Origin of the sequence: Saliniferula longa (assembly GCF_050789285.1) — a bacterium.
In the GTDB taxonomy this organism is placed as follows: domain Bacteria; phylum Pseudomonadota; class Alphaproteobacteria; order Rhodobacterales; family Rhodobacteraceae; genus CAVPWP01.
On record NZ_JBOUVX010000003.1, the window covers coordinates 656,243 to 671,469 of the forward strand.

The window sequence follows — 15,227 nt, forward strand, 5'->3', positions numbered from 1 at the left end:
TCGAACGATATGCAAGCCCCGGCCGCTAACCCAGCGTGACGTCCAGCAGCATCATCGCAATCACGCCGACCATGAGGCCCGTGGTCGCCGCGGCCTGGTGGCCGCGGCGATGGGTTTCGGGGATGATCTCGTGGCTCACGATGAACAGCATCGCGCCGGCGGCGAAGGTGAGACCCCAGGGAAGCACGGCCCCACTTGCGTGCACGGCGATGACGCCGATCAGCCCACCCACGGGTTCGACAAGGCCGGTCGCGGCCGCGATGGCAACCGCGAAAAGGCGCGAATAGCCAAGCCCGACAAGGGCAACGGCGACGGCAAGGCCTTCGGGCGCGTTCTGCAAGCCGATGCCGATGGCAAGCGTCATGCCGTTGGCGACATCGCCGCCGCCGAAGCCCACACCCACGGCAAGACCTTCGGGGAAGTTGTGAATGGTGATCGCCAGAACGAAAAGCCAGATCCGCGCCACCCCCTCGGCCCCGGCGCCTTCGCGGCCCGCCACGAAATGCTCGTGCGGGAGCGCCCGGTTCAGCCCGGCGACGAACAGTGCCCCAAGCGCGATCCCCACCGCGGCCAGCCCCGCGGCGGCGGGCCTGCCCAGGCCCTGCGCCTCGGCCGCGGCAAGGCCCGGCAGGATCAGCGAGAAATACGAGGCCGACAGCATCACGCCCGCGGCGAAGCCCAGCATGGCGTCGCTGCGGCGCGCCGAAGGATGGCGCCCGGCCAGCACCGGCAAGGCGCCGACCCCGGTCATCAGTCCCGCGCCCAGGCTTGCGAGAAGGCCGATCCAGACGATGTCGCTCATGGCAGGCGCGACACTAGACCCGCGTGCCCCCCGATTGCCAGCGTGGCCTGCGCTTGCTAACCCAGCCTGACCCGAGGGAGGCCCGTCACATGCCCGTCATCACCGAAATCGCGGATCTCAAGCGCCTCTACTGGAGGCGCGTGCCGAAGATGTTCTATGACTACGCCGAAACCGGCAGCTGGACGGAACAGACCTTCCGCGACAACACCGCCGACTTCGCGAAGATCCGGCTGCGCCAGCGCATCGCCGTCGACATGGCGGGCCGCACGACGAAGACACAGATGATCGGCCAGGACGTGGCGATGCCGGTGGCGCTGGCCCCCGTCGGCCTGACCGGAATGCAAAGCGCCGACGGCGAGATCAAGGCGGCGCGCGCGGCCGAGAGCTTCGGCGTGCCCTACACGCTGTCAACGATGTCCATCTGCTCGATCGAGGACGTCGCCGCCCACACGACCAAGCCCTTCTGGTTCCAGGTCTACACGCTGAAGGACGACGATTTCATGCGCCGCCTCTTCGAACGCGCCCGCGCCGCAAAATGTTCGGCCATCGTCATCACCGTCGATCTTCAGGTCCTTGGCCAACGGCACAAGGACATCAAGAACGGCATGTCGGCGCCCCCGAAACTGACCGCGAAATCGATCGCCAACATGATGACCAAGGTCCCCTGGGGGCTTGAGATGCTGGGCACGAAGCGGCGCTTCTTCGGCAACATCGTCGGACACGCCAGCGGCGTGAGCGACCCGACCTCGCTGTCGTCCTGGACGGCCGAGGCCTTCGACCCCTCGCTCGACTGGAAACGGATCGGCAAGCTGATGGAGATGTGGGGCGGCAAGGTGATCCTGAAGGGCATCCTTGACGTCGAGGACGCGAAGCAGGCGGCCGCCCTTGGCGCCGACGCCATCGTCGTGTCGAACCACGGCGGCCGGCAGCTTGACGGGGCGCTGTCGTCGATCCGGACGCTGCGGCCCATCGTCGATGCGGTGGGCCACAAGGTCGAGGTGCATTTCGACGGCGGCATCCGGTCGGGACAGGACGTGCTGAAGGCGGTCGCGATGGGGGCGAAGGGCACCTATATCGGCCGCGCCTATGTCTATGGCCTGGGCGCCATGGGTCAGGCCGGGGTGACGAAGGCGCTTGAGGTGATCCACAAGGAACTCGACACCTCGATGGCGCTTTGCGGGCATCGCGACATCACGAAAGTCGGCCGCGACATCCTGCTGGTGCCCGAGGATTTCGAAGGACGGTGGGCCTGATCGGAGCTGCCTGCGATGATCCGCCGTCCGACGATCGTTGCTGCCATGCTGCTTCTTGCCGCCTGCGCGGAGCGGCCGCTGTCGCCCGCCGAACGCGCCTTCACCGACACGGTCCTCGGGCCCGCGATCGACGCCGACGACGTGCGCTTTGTCAGGGGCTCGGCCTCGAGCCTGATCGACACCGTGATCCCGGTGCGCCCGCGCACCACCTGCCGCGAAAAGATCTATCCGCCGCGCAGCGAACCCGCCCCAGGGTCGTTTCCGGCGATGGCGATCGGTCCGCGCGTGTACTTCGCCCGCGACGCCTGGAGCGCAGATTTCCTGGCCGGCTACCCCGAAGCCAAGGACGTGCGCGACGCCATGCGCGTGGCGCATGAACTGACCCATGTCTGGCAGTGGCAGCGCCGCGACATGACCGGCTACCACCCGCTGAAGGCAAGCCTCGAGCATGTCGAAAGCGACGATCCCTACCTGCTCGAGATCGACCCGTCGAAGGGCTTTCTCGACTATGCCTACGAACAACAGGGGGTGATCATCGAGGAATTCGTGTGCTGCCGCACGCTCGACCCCGAGGGGCGGCGCACCGACGAGTTGCACCGTCTGGTCAGCGAGGTCTTTCCCGCCGCCCTGCGCCGCGATCCCGCGGCGGGCGGCGCGGTGCGCCTGCCCTGGGACGGAGCCACGACGGAGGGCATCTGCAGCTGAGGCGCGTGTCGCCGCGCCCTATCTGAGGCGCCGCATCAACAGCGGCACCAGCACCGGCATCGCCCCCATCGCGCACAGCGCCAGCGGCAGCGAAAAGGCCTGCGAGAGGCTGCCCATCACCAGGGGGCTGATGAAGAAGCCCAGAAAGCCGATCACCGCCACCCGCGCGATCACCCGCGTCCGGTCGACGGCGGGCGCGGCGCGGCCCGCAAGACCCAGCGCGATCGGCGCGATCACGGACACGCCAAGCCCCGTCATCCCGAACCCCAGATAGGCCAGCGCCGGCACGGGGGCGAGGCCGGCCACGACCAAACCCGCGCCGGTCAGGATCGCCGCGCCCAGAAGCACGGCGCGATCGGGCAGGCGCTCGGCCACGATCTGCCCGCCGAAGCGGCCGATCGCCATCGTCAGTCCCAGAGTCGCGGCGCCCAGCGCGCCTTCGGCCGCGCGTCCGCCCAGCGTGCGCTCGATATGCAGGGCCGACCAGGCTTCGATCGCGTTCTCGATCATGAAGGCCGTCATGACAATGCCGCCGGCCGCGGCGACGATGCCGATCGGCGTGCGCAGCGGCGCGCCGTCGCCGCCTTCGGGAACCTCGCCGGGGCTTGCGGTGGCAAGCGACATCAGGCCGGTCAGAAGCGCCAGCATCCCGAAGTAGGCTTGCGGCGGAAGCCCCGCCTCGCGCGCGGCGCCCGCCATCAGCGCCGACACCGCGTAGCCCACCGAGAACATGCCGTGGTTGACGTTCATCAGCGACCGGCGGTGCCGCGCCTCGAGATCGGCGACACGAGCGTTCATGATGACGTCGGTCATCCCCGAACAGAACCCCGTCACCACCATCGCCAGCGCGAAGACCAGCGGCGCAGAGGCCGAGCCCGGAAGCACGAAAGCCAGCGCCAGCGCCAGCGAGGCCGCCGGAAGCGCCAGCATTCCCAGCCGCCGGTCGACCCGGGGCGCCCCCCACATCGCCGACACCAGCCCCAGCGCCGACCCAAGAAGCAGGACGCCGAACAGCCCGTCGCTGACGGCCAGTCGCTCACGAAAAACAGGGACATAGACGGCGAATCCCCCCCAGCCCATCCCCATCGCGAAGAAGGCCAGCAAAGGTGCACGCGAGACGACAATCGCAGTGGTGAAGCTCATTTGGCCCGCCTATGCCTGACAATTGCCGTGCGCAAGCCGCAAAAATGCCGTATTTCTTGCTGGCCTTTCGCAACTGTCATAGGGTCCATCATGTGGGGCTCAGTGAACTACAAGTGGTGTTACATGGTTGGTGTGTACCTTGCCCTGCTCCTGTCCGGGGCAGAGATCAGCGCGCAGGCGCTTTCTTCCGAATTTCCGCGCGAAGAGCGTGCCGTTACGGTTGCGACCACCGCCTTCTTCGACGCGGTCGAGAACCCGAACGCTGCGAGCGGCCATGAATTCTTCTCGGAAGCCTTCGCATCGGCGCTGCCGCTTGAGGATTGGCGCGACTGGCGGCTGGCGCAACTGACCGACCACGGTCCGATGACCGGCCTGACCGCCTACCGCATCACCTGGTATCCGGTCGACACGCTTCTTGGCGCGGTCGATTTCGTGGGCCGCGACGAAAGCGGCCGCAACCTTGTCTGCGGCTATGTGCTGTGGGAATTCGTCGAAGCGGCGTCGCCGCAACTTCGCGGGTTCGAGGCGACCTATGTCGACACCTGGGAACTGGCCGCGATGTCGCCCGAGGAGCAGGGCAAACGGCTTCTCGAGGCCAACTGCGCCTTCACCGATGTCGAGGCGAATTTCGCCCTTTCCAATTCGTGACAATGCCGCTATAGCCCCGGCCTCGCGGGCGGACACCCTTGGAGGCCGCCCGGTCACATCATTGGAGTAGACCATGGCTGGTGAGATCCCTGATCTTCACGCCACGGTACGGACGGGGACAGGCAAGGGGGCCGCTCGTCAGGCCCGCCGGTCGGGCGACGTACCTGGCATCATTTACGGTGGCGGCAAGGAGCCCCTGCCGATCAACCTTTCCTTCAACGAGCTCTACAAGCGCCTGAGGCAGGGCCGCTTCCTGTCGACGCTGTTCAACATGAAGGTCGACGGGCACGACGACGTCCGCGTGATCTGCCGCGGCGTTCAGCGCGACGTGGTCAAGGACCTGCCGACGCACGTCGACTTCATGCGGCTCAAGCGCACCTCGCGCATCAGCCTGTTCATCCACGTCGACTTCGTGAACCACGACAAGGCCCCCGGCATCAAGCGCGGCGGCACGCTGGTCGTTGTCCGTCCCGAGGTCGAGCTTTCGGTTATTGCGGGCGACATTCCCGACCACATCACCGTCGACCTGACGGGCCGCCAGATCGGCGACGTGATCCATATCTCGGACGTGACGCTGCCCGAAGGGGCGAAGCCCACGATCGAACGTGACTTCGTGATCGCCAACCTCTCGGCGCCGTCGGGGCTGCGGTCGTCCGAAGGCGGGGACGATGAGGAAGCCGAAGACGAGGAATAAGGCCGAACGGCCGCCCAGTCACGGTGTCGGGCCCGGTTTCGATCCTGGGCCCGGCCCGACGGGGGACAGACGGAAGGGGCGCATCCACTGCGCCCCTTTCGCGTTTCAGGCCCCTGGCCGGTGCCATGCCGTCACGAGGGGCGCGCGCCCCCGCCCAGCGACTTCAGGATCGGGCAGTCGGGCCGGTCGTCGCCGGCACAGCGGGCGACAAGATCGGACAGGGTGGCCGACATGGCTTGCAGATCGGCGATCTTCGTCTCGATCCGGCGCAGGTGGTCGCGCGCGATCGCCTTGACCTCGGCGCTCGAACGGCCCTCGTCCTCGTAAAGCGCCAGAAGCGCGCGGCAGTCCTCGATGCTAAACCCCAAGGCCCTTGCGCGGGACAGGAAAGTCAGCTTGTGAACGTCGCGCTCGCCAAAGCTGCGATAGCCGTTGGGGTCGCGCCGCGGGGTGACAAGGCCGATATCCTCGTAATAGCGGATCGTTTTCGCGGGCAGGCCGGCCCGTTCGGCCACTTCACCGATGTTCATGGTGCGGCCTCCACGGCGGCAAGGCGCGGACGCGCGGGACCCGTCGCCACAGGGTTCGGCGCGGCGCCCGCCCGGCGCAGCCGAAGCGCGTTGGTCACGACGAAGACCGACGACAGCGCCATCGCCCCCGCAGCCAGCGCCGGCGACAGCAGAAGGCCGGTCACCGGATAGAGCACCCCCGCCGCCACCGGGATCAGCGCGGCGTTGTAGGCGAAGGCCCAGAACAGGTTCTGGCGGATGTTGCGCATGGTGGCCGTGCTGAGTTCCAGCGCAGTCACGACCCCGCGCGGATCGCCTGACATCAGCACGACGTCGGCGGATTCGATCGCGACGTCCGTGCCGGTGCCGATGGCGATGCCGGTGTCGGCGGCGGCAAGCGCCGGCGCGTCGTTGATGCCGTCGCCAACGAAGGCCACCGCCCCGTGGCGTGCGCGCAGGTCGGCGACGGCGTCGGCCTTGCCCCTGGGCAGGACCTCGGCCAGGACCGTGTCGATCCCAAGATCCGCGGCGATGACCTCGGCCGTGGCGCGGGTGTCGCCGGTCACCATCGCGGTCGCAAGACCCGCCCCATGAAGCCCGGCAAGGGCTGCGGCGGCTTCGGGCTTGACCGGGTCGGCGATGGCCAGAACCGCGACCGCCCGCCCGTTGATGGCCGCCAGAACCGGGGTGCGCGCCTTCCGCGCGACCCCGGCCATGGCGGCATCAAGCGGCGCGGTGTCCACGCCTTCGTCCCGCAGGAACCGGGCCGACCCGACCAGCACCCGCGACCCGTCGACCTCGCCCGCGACACCGCGGCCGGTGTGGGACTTCACACCCGTGGCCAAGGGCCGGGCACCCGTCCAGGCCCGCGTCACGGCTGCAGCCAGCGGATGTTCGGAGGCGGCCTCGACCGCTGCGATCAGCGGCAGAACATCGTCGCGCGCGAAACCCTCGGCCAGCACGACCTCGGTCACCTCGGGATGGCCCCGCGTGAGCGTGCCGGTCTTGTCGAAGGCCACGACTTTGGCGCCTGCCAGCTTTTGCAGCGCGTCACCCCGCCGGAAAAGAACGCCAAGCTCGGCCGCCCGCCCCGTGCCGACCAGGATCGACATGGGCGTGGCCAGCCCCATGGCGCAGGGGCAGGCGATGATCAGGACCGAGACACCGGCGACCAGCGCCAGCCCCCGCGCGCCCTCGGGGGCCAGAAGCAGCCAGGCGGCGACCGTCAGGACCGCCAGCACCAGCACCGCCGGCACGAAGATGCGCGTCACGCGGTCGACAAGCCGCTGGATCGGAAGCTTGGCGCCCTGCGCCTCTTCGACCATGCGGATGATCTGCGCCAGAACCGTGTCGCGCCCGACCGCCGTCGCGCGGATGGTCAGCGCCCCGGTCCCGTTCACCGTGCCGCCCGTGACGGCGTCGCCCTCGCCCTTGGGCACCGGCATCGGCTCGCCCGTGATCATCGATTCATCGACGGTGCCCGCGCCCTCGGCCACCACGCCGTCGACCGGCAGCCGTTCCCCCGGCCGGACAAGGATCAGATCGCCCGGCGACAACGCCTCGAGCGGCCGGTCCTCGGTCGCCCCGCCGTGAAGCACGCGCGCTGTCTTCGGCTGAAGCCCGACCAGACGTGCGATCGCCGCACCCGCCCGGCCCTTGGCGCGCGCCTCGAGCATCCGGCCGGCAAGGATCAGCGTGCAGATCACTGCGGCGGCCTCGAAATAGACCGCGCGGGTTCCTTCCGGGAAAAGCCCCGGCGCGGTCAAGGCCATCATCGAATAGCCCCACGCCGCCGCCGTTCCCACCGCCACCAGCGAGTTCATCTCGGGCGCGCCGCGCAGAAGGGCGGGCACGCCCTTGAGGAAGAACTCGCGCCCCGGCCCCGCCAGTACCAGTGTCGTCAGCACGAACTGGATCGCCCAGCTTGTCTGCATCCCGATGGTGGCGGCGATCCAGTGATGCAGCGCGGGCACCAGGTGGCCGCCCATCTCGAGCAGGAAGACCGGCAGCGTCAGCGCGGCCGCGATCTGGGTGTTGCGCCTCAAGCGGGCATGTTCCGCATCGGCGCGATCGGCCGGCGTCGTCGCCGTCCGGGCGCTGCGGGGCGTGGCGCCATAGCCAGCCTTGGTCACGGCGGCGACCAGCGTCGGGGTGTCGACGGCCCCGGCCAGCGCGCGCACCTGCGCGGTGTTGGCGGCGAAGTTCACCGTCGCCTCGACCACCCCGGGCACGGCAGCCAGCGCCGCCTCGATCCGCGCCACGCAGGAGGCGCAGGTCATCCCCTCGACATCAAGCACGGTGACCTCCGTGCGGGCGCTGTAGCCCGCGCCCCGGACCGCATCGGCAAGCTCGGCCGCCGATGCCGCGCCCGACACGCGCGCCATCTTCGTCGCCGGGTTCACCGTGGCCTCGGCCACGCCCGGCAACGCCGAAAGCGCGCGTTCGGACCGCGCCGCGCAGGAGGCGCAGCTCAGCCCGTCGATCGGAAAAGTGAAGGTATCGGATCGGGTGCCGGACATGGCCGCCTCCTGACAGGGTGTCTGTCTGCAGACCGTCATATAGGGCTTCCAGTCACTGGAAGGTCAAGGGCCCGCGTGCAGCGCTGTCCCCGCGCCCTGCCCGTGCTAGGTTCCGCTCCATGCGCGCCCCTGTCCTGAGCTTTACCGATCGCGGCATCTACTGCCCTGCCGGGGACTTCTTCATCGACCCCTGGCGACCGGTCGACCGCGCGCTGGTGACCCATGGCCATTCCGACCATGCCCGCCCTGGACACGCCCGTTACCTGACGACCGAGGCCGCCGCCCCGGTTGTCCGGCACCGCCTTGGCGATATCGCGCTGGCGACCATTCGGTATGGCGAGGCACGACGGATCGGCGACGCCACGGTCAGCTTCCACCCGGCCGGCCACGTGCCGGGGTCGGCGCAAATCCGGGTCGAGGTCGGCGGCGAGGTCTGGGTCGTCTCGGGCGACTACAAGACCGAGGACGACGGCCTGTCCGAGCCCTTCGAGCCGGTCCGCGCCCATGCCTTCGTCAGCGAATGCACCTTTGGCCTGCCGGTCTTCTCATGGACGCCGCAGGCCGAGGTCGCGGCCGACATCAACGGCTGGTGGCGGGCGAACGCGGCCGGGGGGAGGATCTCGATCCTTGGCGCCTATGCGCTGGGCAAGGCGCAGCGGGTGCTGTCGGCGCTTGACCCGGGCATCGGACCGATCCTGACACATGGCGCGGTCGAGGCGGTGAACGCGGTCCTGCGCGCGCAGGGCTACCGCCTGCCGCCGACGATCCGCGTCACCCCCGAACTCGACCCCAGGGCGCATCCCGGCGCGCTGGTCCTCGCCACGCCGTCGGCGCTGGGCACGCCCTGGGCGCGGCGCTTCGGCCCGGCTTCGACCGCCTTCGCCAGCGGTTGGATGCGGCTGCGCGGCGTGCGCCGCCGCCGCGCCGCGGACCGCGGCTTCGTGATGTCGGATCACGCCGACTGGGCCGGGCTCAACGCCGCCATCGCCGCCACCGGGGCCGAGCGCGTCTTCGTCACGCATGGCTACACGGCACAGTTCCGCCGCTGGCTGGAGACACAGGGCTATGACGCGGCGGTGGTGTCGACCGAGTTCGAGGGGGAGGGCCTCGATTCGCCCGACGACAGCCCAGCGGGGATCGAGGTGAAATCGTGAGGCGCTTCGCGGACCTCTTCACCGCGCTCGACCGGACGACCTCGACCAACGCCCGGGTCGCGGCGCTTGCCGACTACTTCGCCGAGGCGCCCGAGGCGGACCGGGTTTGGACCATCGCGCTTCTGTCGGGACGCCGCCCGCGCCGCGCGGTGACCGCGACGCAGCTTCGGGAATGGGCGGCGGAACGGGCGGGCCTGCCGCTTTGGCTGTTCGAGGAGAGCTATCCGGTGGTCGGCGACCTGGCCGAGACCATCGCGCTGATCCTGCCGCCGCCGACGCATACCGCCGAGCGCAGCCTGGCCGACTGGATGGCCGAGGTCCGCGCCCTGGCCCAGGTGGACGAGCCCACGCGAAAGGCGCAGATCCTGGCGGCGTGGGACGGACTCGACGCGACGGGGCGGTTCCTGTTCAACAAGTTCCTGACCGGCGGGTTTCGCATGGGTCTGTCGCAAACCCTGATGACACGGGCGCTGGCGCGGGCGACCGGCATCCCCGAGCCCGACCTGGCCCATCGCCTGATGGGCGACTGGGACCCGGCGACGACCAGCTTTTCCGCGCTGATCCTTGCGCCCGATCCGGCGGCCGCGCTGTCGCGGCCCTATCCCTTCTGCCTGGCCTCGCCGCTTGAGGAAGGGCCGGGGGCACTGGGCGATCCGGCCGACTGGGCGGCAGAATGGAAATGGGACGGCATTCGCGGGCAGGTCATCCTGCGGGGCGGACAGCAGTTCCTGTGGTCGCGCGGCGAAGAGCTGATGACCGACCGCTTCCCCGAACTGGCCCGGCTGGCCGACTTCCTGCCGCCCGGCACCGTCCTCGACGGCGAGGTTCTGGCCTGGGAGGGGACAGCCCCCCTGCCCTTCGCGGCGCTGCAGAAGCGGATCGGGCGCAAGAGCGTGCCGAAGCGGCTTCTGGCCGAGGCGCCGGTGATCCTGAAGGCCTACGACCTGCTCGAGGACACAGGCATGGACATCCGTGCGCTGCCCTTCGCGGACCGGCGCGCCCGGCTCGAGGCGCTGGCGGCGCGGCTGCCGGGCGATGCGCCGTTGATCGCCTCGCCGCTTGTGACCTTTGCCGACTGGGCAGCCCTTGGCGCGATGCGCGACACCGCCCGCGAGCGCGGCGCGGAAGGATTGATGCTGAAGCGCCTCGCGTCGCCCTACGGCGTCGGACGCAAGAAGGGCGACTGGTGGAAGTGGAAGGTCGATCCCTTCTCGATCGACGCGGTCATGGTCTATGCCCAGGCCGGGCACGGGCGGCGGGCGACGCTGTTCACCGACTTCACCTTCGCGGTCCGCGACGGCGGGGCGCTGGTGCCCTTCACCAAGGCCTATTCGGGTCTGACCGACGCCGAGTTCCGGGAAATCACAGCCTGGGTGCGCCGGAACACGCTGGAGCGCTATGGCCCGGTGCGCGCGGTCCGGCCCGATCTTGTCTTCGAGATCGCCTTCGAGGGCATCCAGGAAAGCCCGCGCCACAAGTCCGGGATCGCGCTGCGCTTTCCGCGCATGGCACGCTGGCGTAAGGACAAGCCAGCCGCCGAAGCGAACACGCTGGACGATCTCAGGGCGCTGCTTGAGGTGCGCCGCTGATCTGCCGCGCCAGGCGCCGTGCCACGTCCCGGCCCGACAGGTAGGCGCCATGCGCCGTGGCCTGAAAATCCATCGAGAAGGCTTCGCCGGCGAAGGCAAGGTTGCCGGTGTCGGCCTCGATCATCCGGTGTCGCCGGCGCGCCGCCCCCGGCAGGGCGGCGGAATAGGACCCGCGCACGAAGGGGTTGTCGCGCCACCCGGTCACGGCCGCCCCGCGGACCGACCGCGCAAGATCGGCACCGAAGACCATCGCAAGGCGGTCGCGGGCGAAGGCCTCGAGCGCGCCGGGACCATCCCGCGCGATGTCGCTGACCCACGGCCCCGCCAGGTTCGCCACTGCCAGCGCGGGAGACCCCGCGATCATGGTGAATTCCGAGGCCGGGGCATCGCCCGGATCGACAATGCAGAACTGCCGGCCCGCGGCCTCGGGCGGCAGGGCGGGAAGCTCCAGCGCCACCTTCTCGAACACGCCGCAGGGCACCTGCGCCACGTCGTCGAGAAGGTCCCGCGCGGGCCCCGGCCCGATGGCGACGCCGCCCGAGATCAGCACGTTGGTCGACACCGTCACGATCGCGCCCTTCGCGCGCAGCGTGCCCTGCGACGTATCGACCGTGACTTCGCCGGCGCCCTGCCGAAGGCCGGTGACGGCAACGCCGGTGCGGATCGGCAGACCCTGCGACATCCCGGCGACCAGCGCGCCATACCCCGACAGGACAGGCCAGTCCTCGTCGGTATCTTCGTAATCCCAGTAGGCAAGCGCCGACACCCTGTGGGGATCGCCCCCAGTCAGAAGTTGCAATACGCACAGAACCATGGGCCAGTGCGACCCGTCGCGATCGACGACCTCGGTCAGTGGAACGTCGCGCCCGGCGGCCCCGGCGCGATCGATCGCCGCCTCGGCCGCCTCAAGCGCCACGCCTGCGGCGCCCCGCTGTCCGGGTCCTGCGAAGGCGCCCTTCTGCCAGTAGGTGAAATCCTCGTCCGCGTCCGCCTTGCGGTAGTCCGCGCCAAGTCGGTCGGCCCAGGACACCAGGGGGTTGAGACTGGCGCAATGCAGCCAGTGGCAGCCCTGATCCCACGGCCGGCCAAGGCTTGTGCTGTCGGTAAAGGCCCGCCCGCCCACGCGCCCGGCCGCCTCGAGAATCACGAAGGGTATCCCGCGTTCGGCAAGTTCCAGCCCCGCGCCGATGCCCGCCGCGCCGGCGCCCACGATGACGATGTCGGTTTCACTCATGGCGCGCTCGCTTTCTCGCCGGGTCCGATCTGGTCAGGCCTGCTCAAGGGAAACTAGCGCCGAACCTGGCGCAAGAATAGTCATTGCCGCGTCATGGCCTTGCGATATCGTCGCGCATCGCAACCCTGACCCGAGGTCACCCATGTCACCGCGCATCCTGTCCCCACTGTTCGTGCTTGCCCTTTGCGCCGTCCCCGCGGCCGCCGAGGAGTTACGCGTGATGTCCTACAACGTCTGGGGCGGCGGTGCGAACGAGGAGAAGGGGATCGACGAAACCTTGGCCGTGCTCCGCGCCGCCAATCCCGACATCGTCGGCATCCAGGAGACGCGGACCGAGGGCGAGGTCTGCGAGGCCGACTATTGCCCTCCCGGGGGCACCTCGGTCGCAGCCGCGCTGGCCGAGGCGATGGGTTTCTACCATTACGACCAGACGGCCGAGAACGTGGCGCTTTGGGCTAACGCCATCATCAGCCGCTATCCCATCGGACCGGCCACGCCGAACGACCTCTGCGTTCCGATCGAGGCGCCCGGCCGCACCGTCTGGGCCTGCAACGTCCACCTCGATGACGAGCCCTACCAGCCCTACCAGCTGCTGGGCATCGAATACGGCCCCGCCCCCTTCATCGACAATGCCGAGGACGCGATCCGCTTCGCCGAGGAAACCCGCGGGCCGGCGATCGCGCTTCTGATCGACGACATGGCTGCTACCGCGGAAGGCGACATCACCCTGGTCTTCGGGGATTTCAACGAACCCTCCGGCCACGACTGGACTGAGGCCGCCGCCGAAGCCGGCCTGCATCCGATCGCCGTGGACTGGCCGACCACGGGGGCGCTGGAAAGCCTTGGCTTCAAGGATGCCTATCGCGTCGTCCACCCCGACCCGGTGGCCAAGCCCGCCTTCACCTGGACACCCTGGGGCGACGAAGCCGACCCCGAGGATCATCACGACCGGATCGACTTCGTGCTGGTGCGCGGCGACGTCGCCGTGACCGACGCCGCCATCGTGGGCGAAGCCGGGCCGCGCACCGACCTTGCCGTCGATCCCTGGCCGTCGGATCACCGCGCCGTTCTGGCCGTGATCACCTACGACTAGGCCGGAATGCCTTGCCCTGTCCCGCCTGCCCGCTTAGGTCAGACGGGACAGCGACACGGAGCCCGGCCATGACCCGCACCCCTGCCTTCGACGCCAACGCCAGCGGCGGCAAGTCCTTCGGCGACTTGCCCGAATGGGACCTCACCGACCTTTACGCCGCCCCCGACGCGCCCGAGTTCGGCCGCGACATGGACTGGCTGGAACAGGCCTGCGCCGCCTTCGCCGCCGATTACGAAGGCAAGCTTGCCGGGCTTGACGCCGCGGGGCTTCTTGACTGCGTCAAGCGCTACGAACGCATCGACACCGTCGCCGGGCGGCTCATGTCCTATGCCGGGCTGCGCTATTACCAGATCACCACGGATGCCGGGCGCGCCAAGTTCCTGGCCGACGCGCAGGACCGCATCACCGCCTTCACCACGCCGCTGGTGTTCTTCTCGCTCGAGGTGAACCGGATCGACGACGCCGCGATCACGGCGCATTTCGCCGCCTCGGCCGAGCTTGCCCGCTACAAGCCCATCTTCGACCGCCTGCGCGCGATGAAGCCGCACCAGCTGTCCGACGAGCTTGAACGCTTCCTGCACGACCAGTCCACCGTCGGCGCGGCCGCCTGGAACCGCCTATTCGACGAAACCATCGCCGGGCTCGAGTTCACGGTGGACGGCGAGACGCTGAACCTCGAATCCACGCTCGACTGCCTGACCGACCACGACCGCCCCCGGCGCGAGGCGGCCGCCCGCGCGCTGGCCCATGTCTTCGGCGCCAACGTCAAGCTCTTCGCCCGCGTCCACAACACCCTGGCCAAGGAGAAGGAGATCGAGGACCGCTGGCGCAAGATGCCCACGCCGCAGCACGGCCGGCACCTCGCCAACCAGGTCGAGCCCGAGGTGGTCGAGGCGCTGCGCAACGCCGTCGTCGCCGCCTATCCGCGCCTGTCGCACCGCTATTACGAGCTCAAGCGCAAGTGGCTGGGCCTCGACACCCTTCAGGTCTGGGACCGCAACGCCCCCCTGCCGATGGAGGACAAGACCACCATCGACTGGCCGCGCGCCCGCGACATGGTGATGACCGCCTATGGCGAGTTCGACCCGCGCATGGCCGAGATCGCCGAGCCCTTCTTCACCCGCGGATGGATCGACGCCGGCACCAAGCCCGGCAAGGCGCCCGGCGCCTTCGCCCACCCCACGGTGACGGACGTTCACCCGTACATCCTTCTGAACTACCTCGGAAAACCGCGCGACGTGATGACGCTGGCGCATGAACTGGGCCACGGCGTGCACCAGGTGCTGGCGGCGGGCCAGGGCGAGCTTCTGGCCTCCACCCCGCTGACGCTGGCCGAAACCGCCAGCGTCTTCGGCGAGATGCTGACCTTCCGCCGCCTTCTGGCCCAGGCGAAGGACGACGCCCAGCGCCGCGTCCTTCTGGCCGGCAAGGTCGAGGACATGATCAACACCGTCGTCCGCCAGATCGCCTTCTACGACTTCGAGTGCAAGCTGCACGACGCCCGCCGCGAGGGCGAACTGACGCCTGACGACATCGGCGCGCTGTGGATGAGCGTTCAGGCCCAGTCCCTTGGCCCCGCCTTCACCTTCATGGAGGGCTACGAGTCCTTCTGGGCATATATCCCCCACTTCGTGCATTCGCCCTTCTACGTCTATGCCTATGCCTTCGGAGATGGCTTGGTGAACGCGCTTTACGCGGTTTACGAGGAAGGCGACGCGGGCTTTCAGGAGAAGTACTTCGAGATGCTCCGCGCCGGCGGGTCGAAGCACCACAAGGAGCTGCTGGCGCCCTTCGGCCTCGACGCGAGCGACCCGGCGTTCTGGGACAAGGGGCTCGGGATGATCGCCGGGATGATCGATGAGCTGGAGGGGATGGAGTGAGGGG

The 15,227-nt window shown here is 69.3% G+C and carries 13 protein-coding genes; 8 read left to right on the forward strand and 5 right to left on the reverse strand.

Annotated features, from left to right (window positions below; all coding sequences use genetic code 11):
• Nucleotides 1–25: 25 nt before the first annotated feature.
• Nucleotides 26–802: a ZIP family metal transporter gene (locus ACRDNQ_RS16185; protein WP_431829726.1), complete on the reverse strand. Its 777-nt coding sequence runs from the start codon at nt 800–802 to the stop codon at nt 26–28.
• 89 nt (nt 803–891) lie between these two features.
• Between ACRDNQ_RS16185 and ACRDNQ_RS16190 the strand changes: the two genes are divergently transcribed.
• Together ACRDNQ_RS16190 and ACRDNQ_RS16195 are read left to right on the forward strand one after the other, a co-directional pair.
• A complete protein-coding gene (locus ACRDNQ_RS16190) occupies nt 892–2,055 on the forward strand; it encodes an alpha-hydroxy acid oxidase (protein ID WP_431829727.1) in 1,164 nt (387 codons plus the stop codon).
• A 15-nt stretch (nt 2,056–2,070) separates the two neighbouring features.
• Nucleotides 2,071–2,760: a hypothetical protein gene (locus ACRDNQ_RS16195; protein ID WP_431829728.1), complete on the forward strand. Its 690-nt coding sequence runs from the start codon at nt 2,071–2,073 to the stop codon at nt 2,758–2,760.
• Between the two features lie 18 nt (nt 2,761–2,778).
• On the opposite strand, the gene ACRDNQ_RS16200 is transcribed toward ACRDNQ_RS16195, so the two are convergent.
• A complete protein-coding gene (locus ACRDNQ_RS16200; protein WP_431829729.1) occupies nt 2,779–3,903 on the reverse strand; it encodes an MFS transporter in 1,125 nt (374 codons plus the stop codon).
• Between the two features lie 90 nt (nt 3,904–3,993).
• Here ACRDNQ_RS16200 and ACRDNQ_RS16205 point away from each other — a divergent pair, with 90 nt between their 5' ends.
• Both ACRDNQ_RS16205 and ACRDNQ_RS16210 read left to right on the forward strand, forming a co-directional pair.
• The gene (locus tag ACRDNQ_RS16205; RefSeq protein ID WP_431829730.1) at nt 3,994–4,551 is read left to right on the forward strand and encodes a hypothetical protein; all 558 of its coding nucleotides are present in this window, start codon (nt 3,994–3,996) and stop codon (nt 4,549–4,551) included.
• Between the two features lie 73 nt (nt 4,552–4,624).
• Complete coding sequence (locus tag ACRDNQ_RS16210; protein WP_431829731.1) at nt 4,625–5,245, forward strand: 50S ribosomal protein L25/general stress protein Ctc; 621 nt, start codon at nt 4,625–4,627, stop codon at nt 5,243–5,245.
• A 131-nt stretch (nt 5,246–5,376) separates the two neighbouring features.
• On the opposite strand, the gene cueR is transcribed toward ACRDNQ_RS16210, so the two are convergent.
• Both cueR and ACRDNQ_RS16220 read right to left on the reverse strand, forming a co-directional pair.
• Nucleotides 5,377–5,775: a Cu(I)-responsive transcriptional regulator gene (gene cueR, locus ACRDNQ_RS16215; protein WP_431829732.1), complete on the reverse strand. Its 399-nt coding sequence runs from the start codon at nt 5,773–5,775 to the stop codon at nt 5,377–5,379.
• The gene (locus tag ACRDNQ_RS16220) at nt 5,772–8,273 is read right to left on the reverse strand and encodes a heavy metal translocating P-type ATPase (protein WP_431829733.1); all 2,502 of its coding nucleotides are present in this window, start codon (nt 8,271–8,273) and stop codon (nt 5,772–5,774) included. Before ACRDNQ_RS16220 ends, cueR begins: the two co-directional genes overlap by 4 nt.
• Before the next feature lie 119 nt (nt 8,274–8,392).
• Here ACRDNQ_RS16220 and ACRDNQ_RS16225 point away from each other — a divergent pair, with 119 nt between their 5' ends.
• Together ACRDNQ_RS16225 and ACRDNQ_RS16230 are read left to right on the forward strand one after the other, a co-directional pair.
• Nucleotides 8,393–9,427 (forward strand): ligase-associated DNA damage response exonuclease, encoded by a 1,035-nt coding sequence (locus ACRDNQ_RS16225; RefSeq protein WP_431829734.1) that lies wholly within the window; start codon nt 8,393–8,395, stop codon nt 9,425–9,427.
• Entirely contained in the window at nt 9,424–11,016 is a 1,593-nt protein-coding gene (locus tag ACRDNQ_RS16230; RefSeq protein ID WP_431829735.1) for an ATP-dependent DNA ligase, read from the forward strand. Before ACRDNQ_RS16225 ends, ACRDNQ_RS16230 begins: the two co-directional genes overlap by 4 nt.
• Here the strand turns inward: ACRDNQ_RS16230 and ACRDNQ_RS16235 are convergent.
• A complete protein-coding gene (locus tag ACRDNQ_RS16235) occupies nt 10,988–12,250 on the reverse strand; it encodes a flavin monoamine oxidase family protein (protein ID WP_431829736.1) in 1,263 nt (420 codons plus the stop codon). The genes ACRDNQ_RS16230 and ACRDNQ_RS16235 overlap by 29 nt on opposite strands.
• Nucleotides 12,251–12,392: 142 nt before the next feature.
• On the opposite strand from ACRDNQ_RS16235, the gene ACRDNQ_RS16240 reads away from it, so the two are divergent.
• Together ACRDNQ_RS16240 and ACRDNQ_RS16245 are read left to right on the forward strand one after the other, a co-directional pair.
• Nucleotides 12,393–13,343 carry an endonuclease/exonuclease/phosphatase family protein gene (locus ACRDNQ_RS16240; protein ID WP_431829737.1) on the forward strand — a complete coding sequence of 317 codons (951 nt, stop codon included), beginning with the start codon at nt 12,393–12,395 and terminating at the stop codon, nt 13,341–13,343.
• A 68-nt stretch (nt 13,344–13,411) separates the two neighbouring features.
• The gene (locus ACRDNQ_RS16245; RefSeq protein WP_431829738.1) at nt 13,412–15,223 is read left to right on the forward strand and encodes a M3 family oligoendopeptidase; all 1,812 of its coding nucleotides are present in this window, start codon (nt 13,412–13,414) and stop codon (nt 15,221–15,223) included.
• The last annotated feature ends 4 nt before the right edge of the window (nt 15,224–15,227 follow it).